Annotated in this window: 12 protein-coding genes; 11 read left to right on the top strand and 1 reads right to left on the bottom strand. The window is 72.3% G+C overall.

The window, feature by feature from the left end:
* Positions 1 to 49: 49 nt before the first annotated feature.
* The 5 genes from KBC94_RS24975 (at position 50) to KBC94_RS24955 (ending at position 5172) form a co-directional block, all read left to right on the top strand.
* Positions 50 to 976, top strand: coding sequence for an AraC family transcriptional regulator (locus KBC94_RS24975; protein WP_294376831.1), 927 nt, complete (start codon positions 50 to 52; stop codon positions 974 to 976).
* A gap of 148 nt (positions 977 to 1124) precedes the next feature.
* Positions 1125 to 2114 (top strand): Bug family tripartite tricarboxylate transporter substrate binding protein, encoded by a 990-nt coding sequence (locus KBC94_RS24970; RefSeq protein ID WP_294376830.1) that lies wholly within the window; start codon positions 1125 to 1127, stop codon positions 2112 to 2114.
* A 46-nt stretch (positions 2115 to 2160) separates the two neighbouring features.
* On the top strand, positions 2161 to 4197 hold the full coding sequence (locus KBC94_RS24965; protein ID WP_294376829.1) for an acetoacetate--CoA ligase: 2037 nt from the start codon (positions 2161 to 2163) through the stop codon (positions 4195 to 4197).
* A gap of 164 nt (positions 4198 to 4361) precedes the next feature.
* Positions 4362 to 4613, top strand: a complete 252-nt coding sequence (locus KBC94_RS24960; protein ID WP_294376828.1) for a hypothetical protein — start codon at positions 4362 to 4364, stop codon at positions 4611 to 4613.
* A gap of 124 nt (positions 4614 to 4737) precedes the next feature.
* On the top strand, positions 4738 to 5172 hold the full coding sequence (locus KBC94_RS24955; protein WP_294376827.1) for a CopD family protein: 435 nt from the start codon (positions 4738 to 4740) through the stop codon (positions 5170 to 5172).
* Between the two features lie 68 nt (positions 5173 to 5240).
* Here KBC94_RS24955 and KBC94_RS24950 read toward each other — a convergent pair whose 3' ends face one another.
* The gene (locus tag KBC94_RS24950) at positions 5241 to 5729 is read right to left on the bottom strand and encodes a DUF2231 domain-containing protein (RefSeq protein WP_294376826.1); all 489 of its coding nucleotides are present in this window, start codon (positions 5727 to 5729) and stop codon (positions 5241 to 5243) included.
* A 9-nt stretch (positions 5730 to 5738) separates the two neighbouring features.
* Between KBC94_RS24950 and coxB the strand changes: the two genes are divergently transcribed.
* The 6 genes from coxB to KBC94_RS24920 all read left to right on the top strand — a co-directional run bounded on the left by coxB (position 5739) and on the right by KBC94_RS24920 (position 12795).
* The gene (coxB, locus tag KBC94_RS24945) at positions 5739 to 6548 is read left to right on the top strand and encodes a cytochrome c oxidase subunit II (protein WP_294376825.1); all 810 of its coding nucleotides are present in this window, start codon (positions 5739 to 5741) and stop codon (positions 6546 to 6548) included.
* On the top strand, positions 6545 to 9097 hold the full coding sequence (gene ctaD / locus KBC94_RS24940; RefSeq protein ID WP_294376824.1) for a cytochrome c oxidase subunit I: 2553 nt from the start codon (positions 6545 to 6547) through the stop codon (positions 9095 to 9097). Before coxB ends, ctaD begins: the two co-directional genes overlap by 4 nt.
* Positions 9098 to 9255: 158 nt before the next feature.
* A complete protein-coding gene (locus tag KBC94_RS24935; RefSeq protein WP_294376823.1) occupies positions 9256 to 9720 on the top strand; it encodes a hypothetical protein in 465 nt (154 codons plus the stop codon).
* A gap of 22 nt (positions 9721 to 9742) precedes the next feature.
* Entirely contained in the window at positions 9743 to 10630 is an 888-nt protein-coding gene (locus tag KBC94_RS24930) for a cytochrome c oxidase assembly protein (protein WP_294376822.1), read from the top strand.
* Positions 10627 to 11718 (top strand): iron-sulfur cluster carrier protein ApbC, encoded by a 1092-nt coding sequence (apbC, locus tag KBC94_RS24925; RefSeq protein WP_076511462.1) that lies wholly within the window; start codon positions 10627 to 10629, stop codon positions 11716 to 11718. Before KBC94_RS24930 ends, apbC begins: the two co-directional genes overlap by 4 nt.
* A gap of 126 nt (positions 11719 to 11844) precedes the next feature.
* A complete protein-coding gene (locus tag KBC94_RS24920) occupies positions 11845 to 12795 on the top strand; it encodes a LysR substrate-binding domain-containing protein (RefSeq protein ID WP_294376797.1) in 951 nt (316 codons plus the stop codon).
* Positions 12796 to 13910 lie beyond the last annotated feature (1115 nt).

Below are 13910 nucleotides of genomic sequence, written 5' to 3'. Positions count from 1 at the left end.
CGGGCCGCGGCAGTAGCATCGCGCGCACCGCCATGCCCGCACCGCCGCCATGAACCTCGAATCCGATCCGACCGCGAACACACCGGGCGGCTTCGACCTTCGCCGCTGGCGCGCGCTGGAAGGCGCCTCGCCCGCCCGTGAGCCCTGGCAGGCGCTGCCGGGCCACGAAGTGCGCCGCTCCAGCCAGGGCCTGCCCTGGCCGGGCCTGATGCTGTGGCACCAGGTCGGCCCCGAGGGCGACCTCTACGTGCCGCCCACGGCCGAGCACACCATCCTCGTGCGTCGCGCCATTCCCACCGACCTGCTGCAGCGCCATGGCGCAAGCGTGGGCCGCACCCGTTGGCTGCCGGGGCAGGCCGTGGTCGTGCCCGCGGGCCTGCCCAGCTTCTGGCGCAGCGCCCGGCCGCGGGACAACCTGCACATCGACGTGGCCCCCAGCTGGCTGCACCGCAGCGCGCAGGCCGAGGTCACGCTGCACAGCTGCTTCGGCCGCGACGATCCGGTGCTCGACGGCTTCGCCCGCATGCTGCTCGGTGCGCTGGACAGCCAGGCGGCGCTGCACAGCGGCTTCGGCGAGCATGTGGCGCAGGCCCTGGCGCTGCACCTGCTCAGCCACTATGCCGGCCCGCACCGGGCGTTGCGCGGTGGCGCCTGGCTGCTGCGACGGCAGATGCAACAGCTGGAGGAGGCAGTGCGCGAGGCGCTCGACGCCCACTGGACGGTCGAGCGCATGGCGCGGCTGGTGGGCCTGAGCAGCTTCCACTTCGCGCGCGCCTTCAAGGCCTCGTACGGCATGACGCCGCACGCCTGGCTGAACGCGCAGCGCATGGCGCACGCCGCCCAGCTGGTGCGCGAGACCTCGCTCGACATCGCCGAGATCGCGGCGCGCACCGGCCACCGCTCGGCGCCGCATTTCTCGCAGGCCTTCCGGCGGCACTGGGGCCAGTCGCCGACGGCGTGGCGACGCGGCGGCTGAGCGCCCGCCGATCCGTCTCAGGACTTTCCCGCAGTGGCGCAAGGCGCCGACAGCCGGCGCAACAAACCGACAGGCCTCCATCGCCGCCCACGGCACAGTGCGCACCGAGCCCGGCAGCACCGAGACCGGGCCTGAAGGAGACCTCGCCATGACCGACCGCCGCCAGTTCATCGCCCGCCTGCTGGGCACCCTGGGCGCCACCGCCGCCCTGCCACTGTGGCCGCGCCTGGCCTCGGCGCAGACGCCCGAGGTGGTGCGCATCGTCGTCGGCTTTCCGCCCGGCGGCAGCACCGATAACGTGGCCCGCCGCCTGGCCGAGAAGCTGCGCGGCGCCTATGCGCCCACGATGCTGGTGGACAACCGGCCGGGCGCCGGTACGCAGATCGCGGTCGGCGCCGTCAAGGAGGCCGCGCCCGACGGCGGCACGGTGCTGCTGTCGCCGCCCGCGCCCTTCAGCGTCTATCCCTTCACCTATCGCAAGCTGCCCTATGCCTCGCAGGACGTGGTGCCGGTGGCGATGGTGTGCACCTTCCCCTTCGCCTTCGCCGTCGGGCCCGCGGTGCCGGCCAGCGTCCGGACGCTGCCCGACTTCATCGCCTGGGCCAAGGCCCATCCGGCGCAGGCGGCCTTCGGCTCGCCCGCCGCGGGCTCCACGCCGCACCTGCTGGGCAGCCTGCTGGGCAAGATGGCCGGCGTGGAGCTGACCCATGTCCCCTACCGCGGCGACGGCCCCGGCCTGCAGGACCTGATGGGCGGCCAGGTGGCGGGCTACTCCACCGTGCTGGGCAGCTACCTGCCGCAACTGCGTTCGGGCCGGCTGCGCCTGCTGGCCGTCAGCGGCAGCGCGCGCAGTCCCTTCGCGCCGGAGCTGCCCACCTATGCGGAGCAGGGCTATGCGCTCGACAACACCGAATGGTTCGGGCTCTTCGTGCCGGCCCGCACGCCGCAGGCGGTCATCGACCGGCTGGCGACCGCCGCCCGCGCCGCCGTCGCGCAGCCGGACTACGCGCAGGGCCTGGCCGAATTCGGCATGAGCGCGCAGTTCCTCGGCCCACAGGAACTGACGGCGAAACTGAAGGCCGACACCGACTTCTGGCACGTGCAGGTGCCGCGCATCGGCTTCACGGCCGACTCCTGAAACCCTGCCGGCGAGCGATTCGCCGGCCTGTCCCCGGCGACCGCCCATGACCCCCTCCGAACACCCGCTCACCCCCCTCTGGACGCCCGATGACGCTCGCCGCGACCGCGCCCTGATCACGGCCTTCGCACAGTGGCTGCAGCGCGAGCGCAGCCTGTGCTTCGACGGCTACGAGGCGTTGTGGCAGTGGTCGGTGCAGGACACGGAGGGCTTCTGGCGCGCGGTGCTCGACTTCTTCGCGCTGCCCTTCGACCCGCCGCCCGCGCGCATGCTGGAGGACGCGCCCATGCCCGGCGCGCGCTGGTTTCCGGGCGCGCGGGTGAACTTCGTGCAGCAGGTGCTGCGCCACGAGGGGCTGCAGACGCAGGCCATCGTCTACGAGAGCGAGGCCGGTGGCAGCGGCGAGATCGGCTGGGCCGAGCTGCGGCGTCAGGTCGGCGCCGTGGCCGCCACGCTGCGCGACCTGGGTGTGGAACCCGGCGACCGCGTGGCGGGCTACCTGCCCAACATCCCGCAGACCGTCGTGGCCTTCCTGGCCGCCGCCAGCCTGGGCGCCATCTGGACGCTGTGCGCGCCCGACATGGGGCCGGTGAGCGTCGGCGACCGCTTCCGCCAGGTCGCGCCCAAGGTGCTGATCGCGGTCGACGGCTACCGCTTCGCCGGCAAGCCCTTCGACCGCCGCGCGCCGCTGGACGAGATCCTGGCCGGCCTGCCCAGCGTGCAGGCCGTGCTCTGGGTGCCGCACCTCGCGGCCGATGCCGCACCGCCGCCGCAGGTGCAGGCCCGGCGCTGGCTGCCGTGGGCCGACGCCCTGGCCATGCCGTCGGCCTTGGCGCCGCAGCCGATGGCGGCGGACCACCCGCTGTGGATCCTCTATTCCTCCGGCACCACCGGCCTGCCCAAGCCCATCGTGCACGGCCATGGCGGCGTGCTGGCCAACGGCATGGTCAACATGGTGCTGCACAACGACCTGCATCCCGGCGACCGGGTGCTGTGGGCCGTCAACACCTCGTGGATGGTGTGGAACGCGCACATCATGAGCCTGCTGGGCGGTGCCACCGTGGTGCTGTACGACGGCAGCGTGACGGGCGACGGGCCCGAGCACGACTGGGGCCACCTGTGGAAGCTCGCCGGCCGCACGCGCGCCACCTTCTTCGGTGCGGGGGCGGCCATCCACCAGGCCTGCATGAAGGCCGGCATCGTGCCGCGCGACATCGCCGACCTGGACGCGCTGCACACACTCGGCTCCACCGGCTCGCCGCTGTCGCCCGAGGCCTGCGCCTGGATGTACGCGTCGATCCGGCCCGACCTGTGGCTCAACGTGGTCTCCGGCGGCACCGACCTGGCCGGCGGCTTCCTGGTGGGCCTGCCCACGCTGCCGGTGTACCTGGGCGAGATGCAGTGCCGCACCCTGGGCGCCCGCGTCGAGGCCTGGAGCGACGACGGCCGCCCGGTGATGGACGAGGTCGGTGAACTGGTCTGCGTCAATCCGCTGCCCTCCATGCCGCTGTTCTTCTGGGGCGACGAAGACGGCAGCCGCTACCGCGAGAGCTATTTCGACACCTTCCAGGACGCGGCGGGCCGCCCCGTCTGGCGGCACGGCGACTGGCTGCGGCTGGTGCCCCGGCCGGGCGCCGTCGGCGGCGTCATCTACGGACGCTCCGACGCCACCATCAACCGCCAGGGCGTGCGCATGGGCACAGCCGAGTTCTACCGCGTGGTGGAGCAACTGGAGGAGGTGGCCGACAGCCTGGTGGTGGACCTCGAATACCTGGGCCGCCCGTCCTGGATGGCCCTGTTCGTGCAGCTGCGGCCCGGCATCGAACTCGACGAGCCGCTGCGCCAGCGCATCCGCCAGGCGCTACGCACCGGGCTCTCGGCCCGCCACGTGCCCGACGAGATCGTTCCGGTGGCGCTGGTGCCGCGCACCATCACCGGCAAGAAGCTGGAGCTGCCCGTCAAGAAGCTGCTGCTGGGCCAGCCGCTGGAGAAGGTGGTCAAGCGAGATGCGCTCGCGCAGCCCGCGGCCATCGACTGGTTCGTGGACTTTGCGCAGCAGTACTTGGCGCGCGCATCCTCATAGCTCTGTTGTCCGACAGCGGGCGCGCGCCCGGCTTCCTACGATGGCACGCAGGGGGAGAGCCCGGGGTGCCGTCGCCGCAACACATAAATACAGGACACGCGACCTGACCCGAACCCGCCGGCGCCATCCGCGGTGCCGGCCCGTTTCGAGCAAGGGGTCTGGCGATGTCCACGAACACGCCGCGCACGCGCGCGGCCACCACCGGCAGCCGGGAACAGGCGCGCAAGCTGGAGGAAGAAGGCCGCCTGAAGCCAGGCAGCCGGCGCCGCCGGCCCGCGCAGTCCCAGGATGCGGACCTGCCGCCGCCGCACGAGCCTGGCAGCCACGATGGCGAGAAGGTATGCGAGAAGGGCGACGCCAGCGGCGCACCTCATCCCGCCGCCAAGGGGCGCGACGCCCCGGTGGACGTGCGTTGAGCGCGCGGTGTCGAATCCGCCCGCATGCTCCGCTGGGCATGCCGTGCCTGCGTCACGGGTTCCGCCTGCCGAGCGTGCCGCGCCTGCCACGCGCGGCGCGCCTGCCTTCTGACGCGAGGGCCGTATGCCCTGGCTGAAGATCCTGCACATCGGTGCGGTGATCCTCTGGTGCGGCGCCTTGCTGTACCTGCCGTTGGCCACCGCCGCCGCCTCGGGCGCAGCCGACCGGCGACCCGCCGCGCTGGGCGATCCGCAGGACGAGATCCTGCGCGCCCTGTTCATCTGGGTGGCCACGCCGGCCGCGCTGCTGGCCATCGGCTCGGGCACGCTGATCTTCGTGGTTCAGGGCACGCTCGGGCTGTGGTTGCTGGCCAAGCTGGTGCTGGTCGGACTGCTGGCGCTGGGCCATGCCAGCTTCGGCCTGCTCATCCTGCGCGTGGAGCGCGGGCAGTCTGCGCAGCGCGCCGCGCTGCTCATCGGTGCGCTGCTGCTGCCGCTGCTGCTGGCCATCGCCTGGCTGGTGTTGCGCAAGCCCGGTCTGGACGGGACGCTGCCGTGAGGGCCGTGCCACGGGGCCTGGCGCCTGCGACCTCCCTGCCGGCGCACGCCGGGCGCCTCCGCGCCATCTCAGGTCATGTCGACCGCCACGCCCTTCTCGTACACCAGCCGCCCGCCGAGGTAGGCGGCCAGCGCGATGAAGCCCGCCGTGAACAGCGTGATGCCCGCGCCCCAGGGCCACAGCCACTGGGCCGGGTCCTCGGCACGCCAGCGCAACGCCCAGTTCAGCGTGGCCAGCGACAGCATCATGACGGCCACGATGGCATGGCCCCAGGCCGTGACCAGGCGGCGGATGCGCCTGACCGTCAGCAGGTCGATCAGCCCGGCCATGCTGGCAACCCAGCCGCCGGCCGCGCCCACGCCCGCCAGCCACAGGCCGGCGCGCGCCCAGAACGGGTCCTGCGTCCACCACCAGGCGCCGTCGGTGCCCACCAGACCGATCAGCGCCGCCACGGGAAAGTGGATCAGCATGGGATGCAGCGGATGGCCGGCAATGGCCGCGCGGCTGCGGATGGGTTCGGGCATCACTTGGCCCGGGCTCGGAGGTGCGGCGCTCATCCGGCCATTGTGGGGCTGGGCCTGCTGCCGCTCCTCGGCGGATGCCGGGGGCCGCTGTCGGTCCTCGACCCGGCCGGGCCCTCGGCCGGCGCCATCGCGCAGGTGTGGTGGTGGATGTTCGGCGTGGCGGCGGCGGTCTGGCTGCTGATGATGGTGCTGGGTGCGCTGGCCATGCGCGCCGGTCGTGACCGCCGCGGTGGCAAGGGCGAATCGGCGGGTGTCGAAGAAGGGGGCGAACACCGCTCCGGCCAGGAGGCGCGCCGGGCCGAGGACGGCGCCCGTCAGCGTCGCATCGCGCGCCGCTGTCTGGTGGGCGGTGGTCTGCTGCTGCCGGGTACCGCCATCACGGCGCTGCTGGTCTTCGGCTCGCCGGCCGGTTTCCACCAGCTGCCCTGGCCGGGCGCGGCGGCCGCACCGCTTCGGGTGGAAGTGACCGGCCACCAGTGGTGGTGGGAGGTGCACTACCCCGATACCGGCCGGCGCCTGCGCAACGAGCTGCGTCTGCCCGCCGGCCGCGCGGTGGACGTGCACACCCGCAGCGCCGACGTGATCCACGGTTTCTGGGTGCCACGACTGGGCGGCAAGCTCGACGCCGTGCCGGGCCGCACGCTGGTCGTGCGGCTGCAGGCGGACCGGCCTGGCACCTACCGCGGCGTCTGCGCGGAGTTCTGCGGCGCCGGCCATGCGCACATGCCGATGGTGGTGCAGGCCATGCCGGCCGAGGCCTTCGATGCATGGCTGAACGCGCCGCCCGCTGCCGCCCTGACGCCACGGCCACCCGCCGTGGCCGCCGCCGTCGCTCAAGAGGCCGCCCGATGACCGAGCGCGAGCAACCCACCAGCGAGGCCACCAACCAGCAGGCCGACGACGCCCTGCACCGCGCGCTGCACGAGACCTGGCGCAACCCGCCCGGCTGGCGCGTGTTGGCGGCGGTCAACCACAGCACCATCGCGCAGCGCTTCATGCTCACGGGCGGCGCCTTCTTCCTGATCGCGGGCGTGCTGGCCATGCTGATCCGCGCGCAGCTGGCCTTGCCGCAGCACGACTTCATGGGTGTGGAGGCCTACAACCAGGCCTTCACCATGCACGGCACGCTGATGATGTTCCTGTTCGCCGTGCCCATGCTGCAGGGCATCGCGGCCTACCTGCTGCCCAAGATGATCGGCGCGCGCGACCTCGTGTTCCCGCGCCTGTCTTCCTTCGGCTACTGGTGCTACCTGTTCGGCGGCGTGATCTTCACCAGCAGCCTCGCCTTCGAGCTGGCGCCCGATGCCGGCTGGTTCATGTACACGCCGCTGTCGAGCAACGTGTACTCGCCCGGCATCAACTCGGACTTCTGGCTCATCGGCATCACCTTCGTGGAGATCTCCACCATGACGGCGGCCATCGAGCTGGCGGTGTCGGTGCTGCGCACGCGCTCGGCCGGCATGGCGCTGCAGCGCATGCCCATCTTCGCCTGGGCCATGCTGGTCACCTCGCTCATGATCGTGATCGGCTTTCCGCCGCTGATCCTCGGCTCGGTGCTGCTGGAGCTGGAGCGGGCGGCAGGCTGGGCCTTCTTCGATCCGACGCGCGGCGGCGATCCGCTGCTGTGGGCGCACCTCTTCTGGCTCTTCGGCCATCCCGAGGTCTACATCATCTTCCTGCCCGCCACGGGGCTGATCTCGACCATCGTGCCGGTCTTTGCCGGCCGGCCGCTGGTGGGCTACCGCTGGGTGGTGGCCTCGCTCATCGGCATCGGCTTCCTCAGCTTCGGGCTGTGGGTGCACCACATGTTCACGCTGGGCATCCCGGCGCTGGCGCAGGCCTTCTTCTCGGCGGCCAGCATGCTGGTGGGCATTCCGACAGCGGTGCAGATCTTCGCCTGGCTGGCCACGCTGTGGACCGGCCGGCCGCGCTGGGAGGTGCCCATGCTGTGGATCGCCGCCTTCCTGGTGGTGTTCGTGGCCGGCGGGCTGACGGGCGTGATGCTGGCGCTGGTGCCCTTCAACTGGCAGGTGCACGACACGCATTTCGTGGTGGCGCACTTCCACTATGTGCTGGTGGGCGGCATGCTGTTCCCGCTGCTTGCTGGGCTCTACTACTGGCTGCCGCACATGAGCGGGCGCATGCCGTCGAAGCGGCTGTCGCGGGCCGGCTTCTGGCTCACCGTCATCGGCTTCAACGGCACCTTCCTGGTGATGCACTGGACGGGCCTGCTGGGCATGCCGCGGCGCGTCTACACCTACGAGCCGGGCCTGGGCTGGGAATGGCCCAACCTCATCTCCTCGGTGTTCGGCTTCGTCATGGCCTTCGGCGTCGTCACGGTGCTGCTGGACCTGGTGCTGCACTGGCGCCTGGGCCGGCGGGCCGAGGTCAACCCCTGGAAGGCCGACACGCTGGAATGGGCCACCGCCATGCCTGCGGAGGCCTACAACTTCGCCAGCCAGCCCGCGGTGCACACGCGCCATCCCCTGTGGGCGCGGCCCGGCCTGCCGGCCGAGATCGCCGCCGGCCGGCATGCCCTGGCCCGCGGCGTGGCGGCGCGCGAGACGCTGGGCAGCAGCCCCGTGGCCGCACGGCCCACCGAGCTGATCGTGCTGCCGGGCAACAGCTGGCTGCCTTTTCACGCGGCGCTGCTGATCGCGCTGCTGTGCGTGATGCTGCTGCTCAAGGCCTATGTGCCGGCGGCGATCTTCGGCGCGGGCGCGGCGCTGGTGCTGCTGCGCTGGTCATGGGTCAATGGCGACCATCCAGGCTACGGCGCGCCGCATGAGGAAGAAGACGCCGTCACCGAAGTCCACGGCGTGGTGCTGCGTCCGCACACCCATGGCTTCGACGGGCCGGGCCTGTGGGGCATGAAGTTCACGCTGCTGGCCGATGGGGCGTTCTTCAGTTCGCTGCTCTTCGGCTGGTTCTACCTGTGGACGGTGGCGCCGGGCTGGCAGGCCCCGGCGCGGCCGGTGCTGGGCCTGTGGCCGCTGCTGGCCGTGACCGTGCTGGCGGTGGCGGCGAGCGCATCGATGTGCAATGCGGTCGGTCGGCTGCGGCGGGGCGAGGGCGGCGGGCTTGCCTTGCGCCTTGCTGCGGCGGGATTGCTTGCGCTGGGCGCGGCGGCCGGCCTGGCGCTGCTGGGCGCCACGCTCGACCTGCGCCCGCGCCTGCAGGCGCACGACGCCATCGTCGCCATCATGCTGCTCTACCTGGGCTTCCACACGCTGCTCGCGGGGGTGCTGGCGCTGATGCAGGCGGCGCGGGTGCGGGCGGGCCATGTGGGTCTGCAGCGGCCCTACGAGCCTGGCGTGGTGGCAGCCTTCTGCCACTACACGGCAGGGGCGTGCGCGGTGGCCTGGCTGGCGTTCGCGCTGGTGCCGCGGGGGTGGGCATGAGGGGCGGGCGGGGCGATGCGCCGGCTCGGGACGGGCATGCTGCGAAGGCCCGACCCCCTGCGGACAGTCGCGCTGCACGAGCGCCGTCGCCCCCTTTCCCCCGGCCTCTCTCCCGCGAGGGGAGAGGGGAGCAGGGCGTCCGTTCGGGCGCGGCGTGGATGCCGCGCTGGCTGTCGCCCGACAGCCCCTGGCAACTGGCGCTGGGCTTCACGCTGTGGTCGCTCTGGTTCATGGGGGTGTACGGCGGCGTGTCGGTGGCTTGCTCGGCCCGCTGGGCGGCCGATGCGCGCGGACCCTGGAACGGCGTCAACGGTGCGCTGATCGCGGGCACGCTGGCCACCGTCGTCCTGTTGCTGCTGGCCGCGCGCCGCTGCCTGTGCCATGCCCGCACACTGCGGGGGCTGGACCCGGCCGGCCCGCACCGCCCGGCACGGCCGGCGGATGCGGTGGGGCAGGCCGAGGCCGATGAGCCGCCCGCTGGCGAGGTGCCCGGGAGCGCCTTCGCCCAGCGCCGGGAACGTCGGCGCTTCATCGCCTTCATGGCGGCGCTGCTGCATGCGCTGGCGGCCGCGTCCACCGTCTTCGTGGCCTTGCCGCTGCTGCGGCTGCCGCCGTGTCTCTGACCAACGCCGAGGAGTCCCCGCCATGTCGCTCGACCTGATCCGCCTGTGTACCCTCGGCGCCATGCCCGCGCTGCCGCAGGGTTGGTGGGTCGCCTGGAGCCTGTCTCCGGCCATGCTGCTGCCGCTGCTGGCATTGGCCTTCCATGCCCTTCGGCCGACGGCGAGGGCGGGCCTGCCGGAGGGCAGCGCCCGCCGATGGCGCCTGGCTGGGCTGGCCCTGCTGGCGCTGGCGCTGCTGTCGCCCCTGTGCCGGCTGGCGGCCACCCTGGCGGGGGCGCACATGGTGCAGCTGATGGTGCTGGTGGCGGGCTGTGCGCTGCTGGCCCTCGGCTGGACGCCACCGCGCCACGACGCGCGCATGGCGCTGCCGCTGGCGGCGGCCCTGCACGGCGGCCTGCTGTGGCTGTGGCACCTGCCGGCCGTCTATGCGGCCACGCTGACCAGCGGCGCGGTGCACTGGGCCGCCACGGCGGCGCTGGTGGCGGCCTCCTTCGTCTTCTTCCACCGGGCCGTCCATGCTCCGGCGGACCGCCGCGGCGCCGCGCTGCTGGCCGTGCTGGCCACGCTGGCCCACACCGGGCTGCTGGGCGCACTGCTCACCTTCGCCGGCCAGCCGCTCTATGCGCTGCAGGCGCCTGGCGCGCGCGCCTGGGGCCTCGATCCGCTCACCGACCAGCAGATCGCCGGCCTGGTGATGTGGGTGCCCGGTGGCCTGGGCTACATGGCCCTGGCACTGGGGCTGGCGCTGCACTGGGCGGCGCAGGGCGATCACGACCGGCGCCAGCGCCGCAGGGCCTCGCCTCGGCGGACTCCGTGGCCTCCGCCAGCTGACGCCGCTTGCCCCTTCCGCGACAGCGGCCGGCCCTGGGCCCGTAGACTCGCCGCCCAATTGAGGAGCCAAATCCAATGACCGTGACCCCCGAGGGCCTGCTCGACGCGCTCAAGAGCGTCCAGGACCCGAACACCGGCCAGTCCTTCGTGGCGGCCAAGGCCGTGCGCAATCTGCAGATCGACGGTGGCGACGTCGCCTTCGACCTCGTGCTGGGCTATCCGGCCCGCAGTCAGCATCCGGCGCTGCGCAAGGCGCTGGTGGCCGCGGCCCGTACCGTGCCCGGCGTCGAGAACGTGTCGGTCAACGTGCTGACCGAGATCACCGCCCATGCGGTGCAACGCGGCGTGCAGCTGCTGCCGGGCGTGAAGAACATCGTGGCCGTGGCCTCGGGCAAGGGCGGCGTGGGCAAGAGCACCACGGCCGCCAACCTGGCCCTGGCGCTGGCCGCCGAGGGCGCGCGGGTCGGCCTGCTCGACGCCGACATCTACGGCCCCAGCCAGCCCATGATGATGGGTGTGAGCGGCCGGCCCACCAGCCCCGACGACAAGACCATGGACCCGCTGGAAGGCCATGGCGTGCAGCTGATGTCCATCGGCTTCCTGGTCGACCCCGACCAGGCCATGATCTGGCGCGGCCCCATGGCCACCCAGGCGCTGGACCAGCTGCTGCGCCAGACCAACTGGAAGGACATCGACTACCTCGTGGTCGACATGCCGCCCGGCACCGGCGACATCCAGCTCAGCCTGAGCCAGCGCGTGCCCATCACCGGCGCGGTGATCGTCACCACGCCGCAGGACATCGCCCTGCTCGACGCCCGCAAGGGCATCACCATGTTCGAGAAGGTGGGCGTGCCCATCCTCGGCATCGTGGAGAACATGGCGGTGCACGTGTGCACGAACTGCGGCCATGTGGAGCACATCTTCGGCCACGAGGGCGGCAAGAAGATGGCGGCCGAGCGCAACATGGCCTACCTGGGCGCGCTGCCCCTGGCCATGACCATCCGCGAGCAGGCCGACGGCGGCAAGCCCACCGTGGTGGCCGATCCCGACGGCGAGATCGCCGGCCTGTACAAGGCCGTGGCCCGCCAGGTGGCCATGGGCATCGCGGGCAAGGCCAAGGACTTCTCGTCCAAGTTCCCGACCATCACGGTGAGCAAGAACACCTGATCGTCTGCGGGGCGACCGGCTTCGCGCCGCCCCTCGTCCTTGCAAATTGATCGGCGGCCGATCGATTTGCAAGGAAGCCCGACGATCATCGGCAGTGGCTGACTTGCCTTGCCGCCCTGCCGACGCATGAACCTCCTCGCCTCCCTGCGCTACCTGGCCGCCCTGGCCGAGCACCGGCATTTCGGCCGGGCAGCGGCGGCCTGCCACATCACGCAGCCGGCGCTGTCCAATGCCATGCGCGCGCTGGAGGCCGAGTTCGGCGTGGCCATCGTGCGCCGCGGCCGGGCCTATGCGGGACTGACGCCCGAGGGCGAACAGGTGCTGGCCAGCGCCCACCGCATGCTGCACGAGCACGAGCGGCTGCAGCAGCAGTTGCGCAGCGAGGCCGGCCAGCCGCGAGGGCGCCTGCGCATGGCGGCCGTGCCCACGGCCATCCCGCTGCTCAGCCGCTTTGCAGCGCGACTGCGCGTGCGGCATCCGGGCATCGTGCCGACGGTGCTGTCGATGAGCTCGCTGGAGCTGGAGACCGGGCTGGACCACCTGGCCATCGACCTGGCTCTGGGCTACACCGGCCGGCAGGGCCCGGCGGCCAAGGCGCTGCAGACATGGCCGCAGATCGAGGAGCACTACTTCCTGCTGCGCACATCCCCCGAAAGCCTGACGCCCGCGGTGCTGCAGATGGGCGAGCCCATCGGCTGGGCCGAGGCGGCGGCGCTGCCGCTGTGCCTGCTCACGCCCGAGATGCACAACCGCGCCATCATCGACGCCGCCTTCACCGAGGCCGGTGCGGCGGGCGTGGCGCCGGCGGTCGAGACCAATTCGGTGCTCACGCTGGTGCTGGCGGTGCAGACCGGCGATGTGTGCGCGGTGCTGCCGGGGGCGATGGTCGATACGGTGCGCGGTCAGCCGGGTCTTCTGGCCCAGCCCCTGGTGTTGCCGACGGTGCGCACGCCGCTGGGCTTCATGGCGCCGGCGGCGGTGCGGCCTTCGCGGGCGCTGGAGGCGGCGCTGGTGCTGCTGCAGTCGCCCGAGTGGCTGGGCGATTTGCGCGCGCATGGCGGGGCGCTGGCGGCGTGAGGTCCGTAGGTCGTCTCGAAGGGAGTCGCCGTGGTGCCGCCTGAAGCCGGATTGCTGGACGCGCTGCGGGCGCTGTGGGAGCTGCTGGTGATGGTGGGGCGCTTCTTTCTCTGGCTGTTCAACATCGGGCGCTGAGGGGGGTGGAACGTGGCGCTGCTTGGTCGCCTTGCGTGCGTTCTGTGGCCTTCGGTTTCTCCACGTGTCAATTGCGCTGGTTGCTGGTTGGCTGGTCAACGGGTGACGGATTGAAGGGTCGACGGATTGAAGGGACGGGCGAGAGGAAGGGACGCTAACCCGGCAGAGGGCGCCGGCATGCGCGCTCCCGGTGCACGCTCGCGCTGACCGGCTTGGTGCACGGGGCGGGTGCTCGCTCTCCACCGACGTGCTTGCCGCACTGCACGGCGCCGCGAATGGCACCTCCGCACGCACACCGGCACCCTCCGCCTGGACGGTGCGCCTGTACTGCCGGGGTCGGCCGCCGGCCCCGAAATCCGTTCGCCCTGAGCGTGTCGAAGGGTAGAGCGGCGCGCGGCGCAACGGCTCGGCCAACCTGTTCCGCCTCAGCGCGAGCTTCAGTGACGAGGCTTTGACAGGCTCAGCCCGAACGGTCTGGGGCTGACTGGTCCGCCTCGTCCCAGAACGTCAGGAACCCGGTACCAGGACCAGGACCAGGACCAGGACCCCGGAGACCCCTGAACTCAAGGATTCCACGGCCCTGACGGCCTCAAGACCCCACGACCTGAACAGGGGAGGGCTCGCGCGCAGCGTCGAGGCGGAGGATGACGGTGTGCGTGCGGAGGTGCCATTCGCGGCGCCGTGCAGTGCGGCAAGCACGTCGGTGGACAGCGAGCACCCGTCCAGTGCAGCAAGTCGGTCAGCGCGAGCGTGCACCGGGAGCGCGCATGCCGGCGTCCTCTGCCGGGTTAGCACCCTTGCCTCTCGTGCGTCCGGCCACGCCCACGCTGGCACCAGCCGCCAGCCGCCAGCCGCCAGCCCCCAGCCACCAGCCACCAGCCACCAGCCACCAGCACCGACGCCGACGCCGACGCCGACGCCGACGCCGACGCCGACGCCATTCACCTCACACCCCCGGCCCATTCATTCCTTGAATCACC

It is taken from the genome of Pseudacidovorax sp., assembly GCF_017991995.1.
Lineage (GTDB): Bacteria > Pseudomonadota > Gammaproteobacteria > Burkholderiales > Burkholderiaceae_C > Xenophilus.
Note: the sequence above shows the minus strand (reverse complement) of the source record. Positions and strands in the feature narration are given on the sequence as shown.

Coding starts and splice junctions, on each gene's coding strand:
- KBC94_RS24935 (WP_294376823.1), top strand. CDS start 9,256: ATGCCGCGCTGGCTGTCGCCCGACAGCCCCTGGCAACTGGCGCTGGGC.
- KBC94_RS24960 (WP_294376828.1), top strand. CDS start 4,362: ATGTCCACGAACACGCCGCGCACGCGCGCGGCCACCACCGGCAGCCGG.
- apbC (WP_076511462.1), top strand. CDS start 10,627: ATGACCGTGACCCCCGAGGGCCTGCTCGACGCGCTCAAGAGCGTCCAG.
- KBC94_RS24955 (WP_294376827.1), top strand. CDS start 4,738: ATGCCCTGGCTGAAGATCCTGCACATCGGTGCGGTGATCCTCTGGTGC.
- KBC94_RS24965 (WP_294376829.1), top strand. CDS start 2,161: ATGACCCCCTCCGAACACCCGCTCACCCCCCTCTGGACGCCCGATGAC.
- ctaD (WP_294376824.1), top strand. CDS start 6,545: ATGACCGAGCGCGAGCAACCCACCAGCGAGGCCACCAACCAGCAGGCC.
- KBC94_RS24975 (WP_294376831.1), top strand. CDS start 50: ATGAACCTCGAATCCGATCCGACCGCGAACACACCGGGCGGCTTCGAC.
- KBC94_RS24930 (WP_294376822.1), top strand. CDS start 9,743: ATGTCGCTCGACCTGATCCGCCTGTGTACCCTCGGCGCCATGCCCGCG.
- KBC94_RS24920 (WP_294376797.1), top strand. CDS start 11,845: ATGAACCTCCTCGCCTCCCTGCGCTACCTGGCCGCCCTGGCCGAGCAC.
- KBC94_RS24950 (WP_294376826.1), bottom strand. CDS start 5,729: ATGAGCGCCGCACCTCCGAGCCCGGGCCAAGTGATGCCCGAACCCATC.
- KBC94_RS24970 (WP_294376830.1), top strand. CDS start 1,125: ATGACCGACCGCCGCCAGTTCATCGCCCGCCTGCTGGGCACCCTGGGC.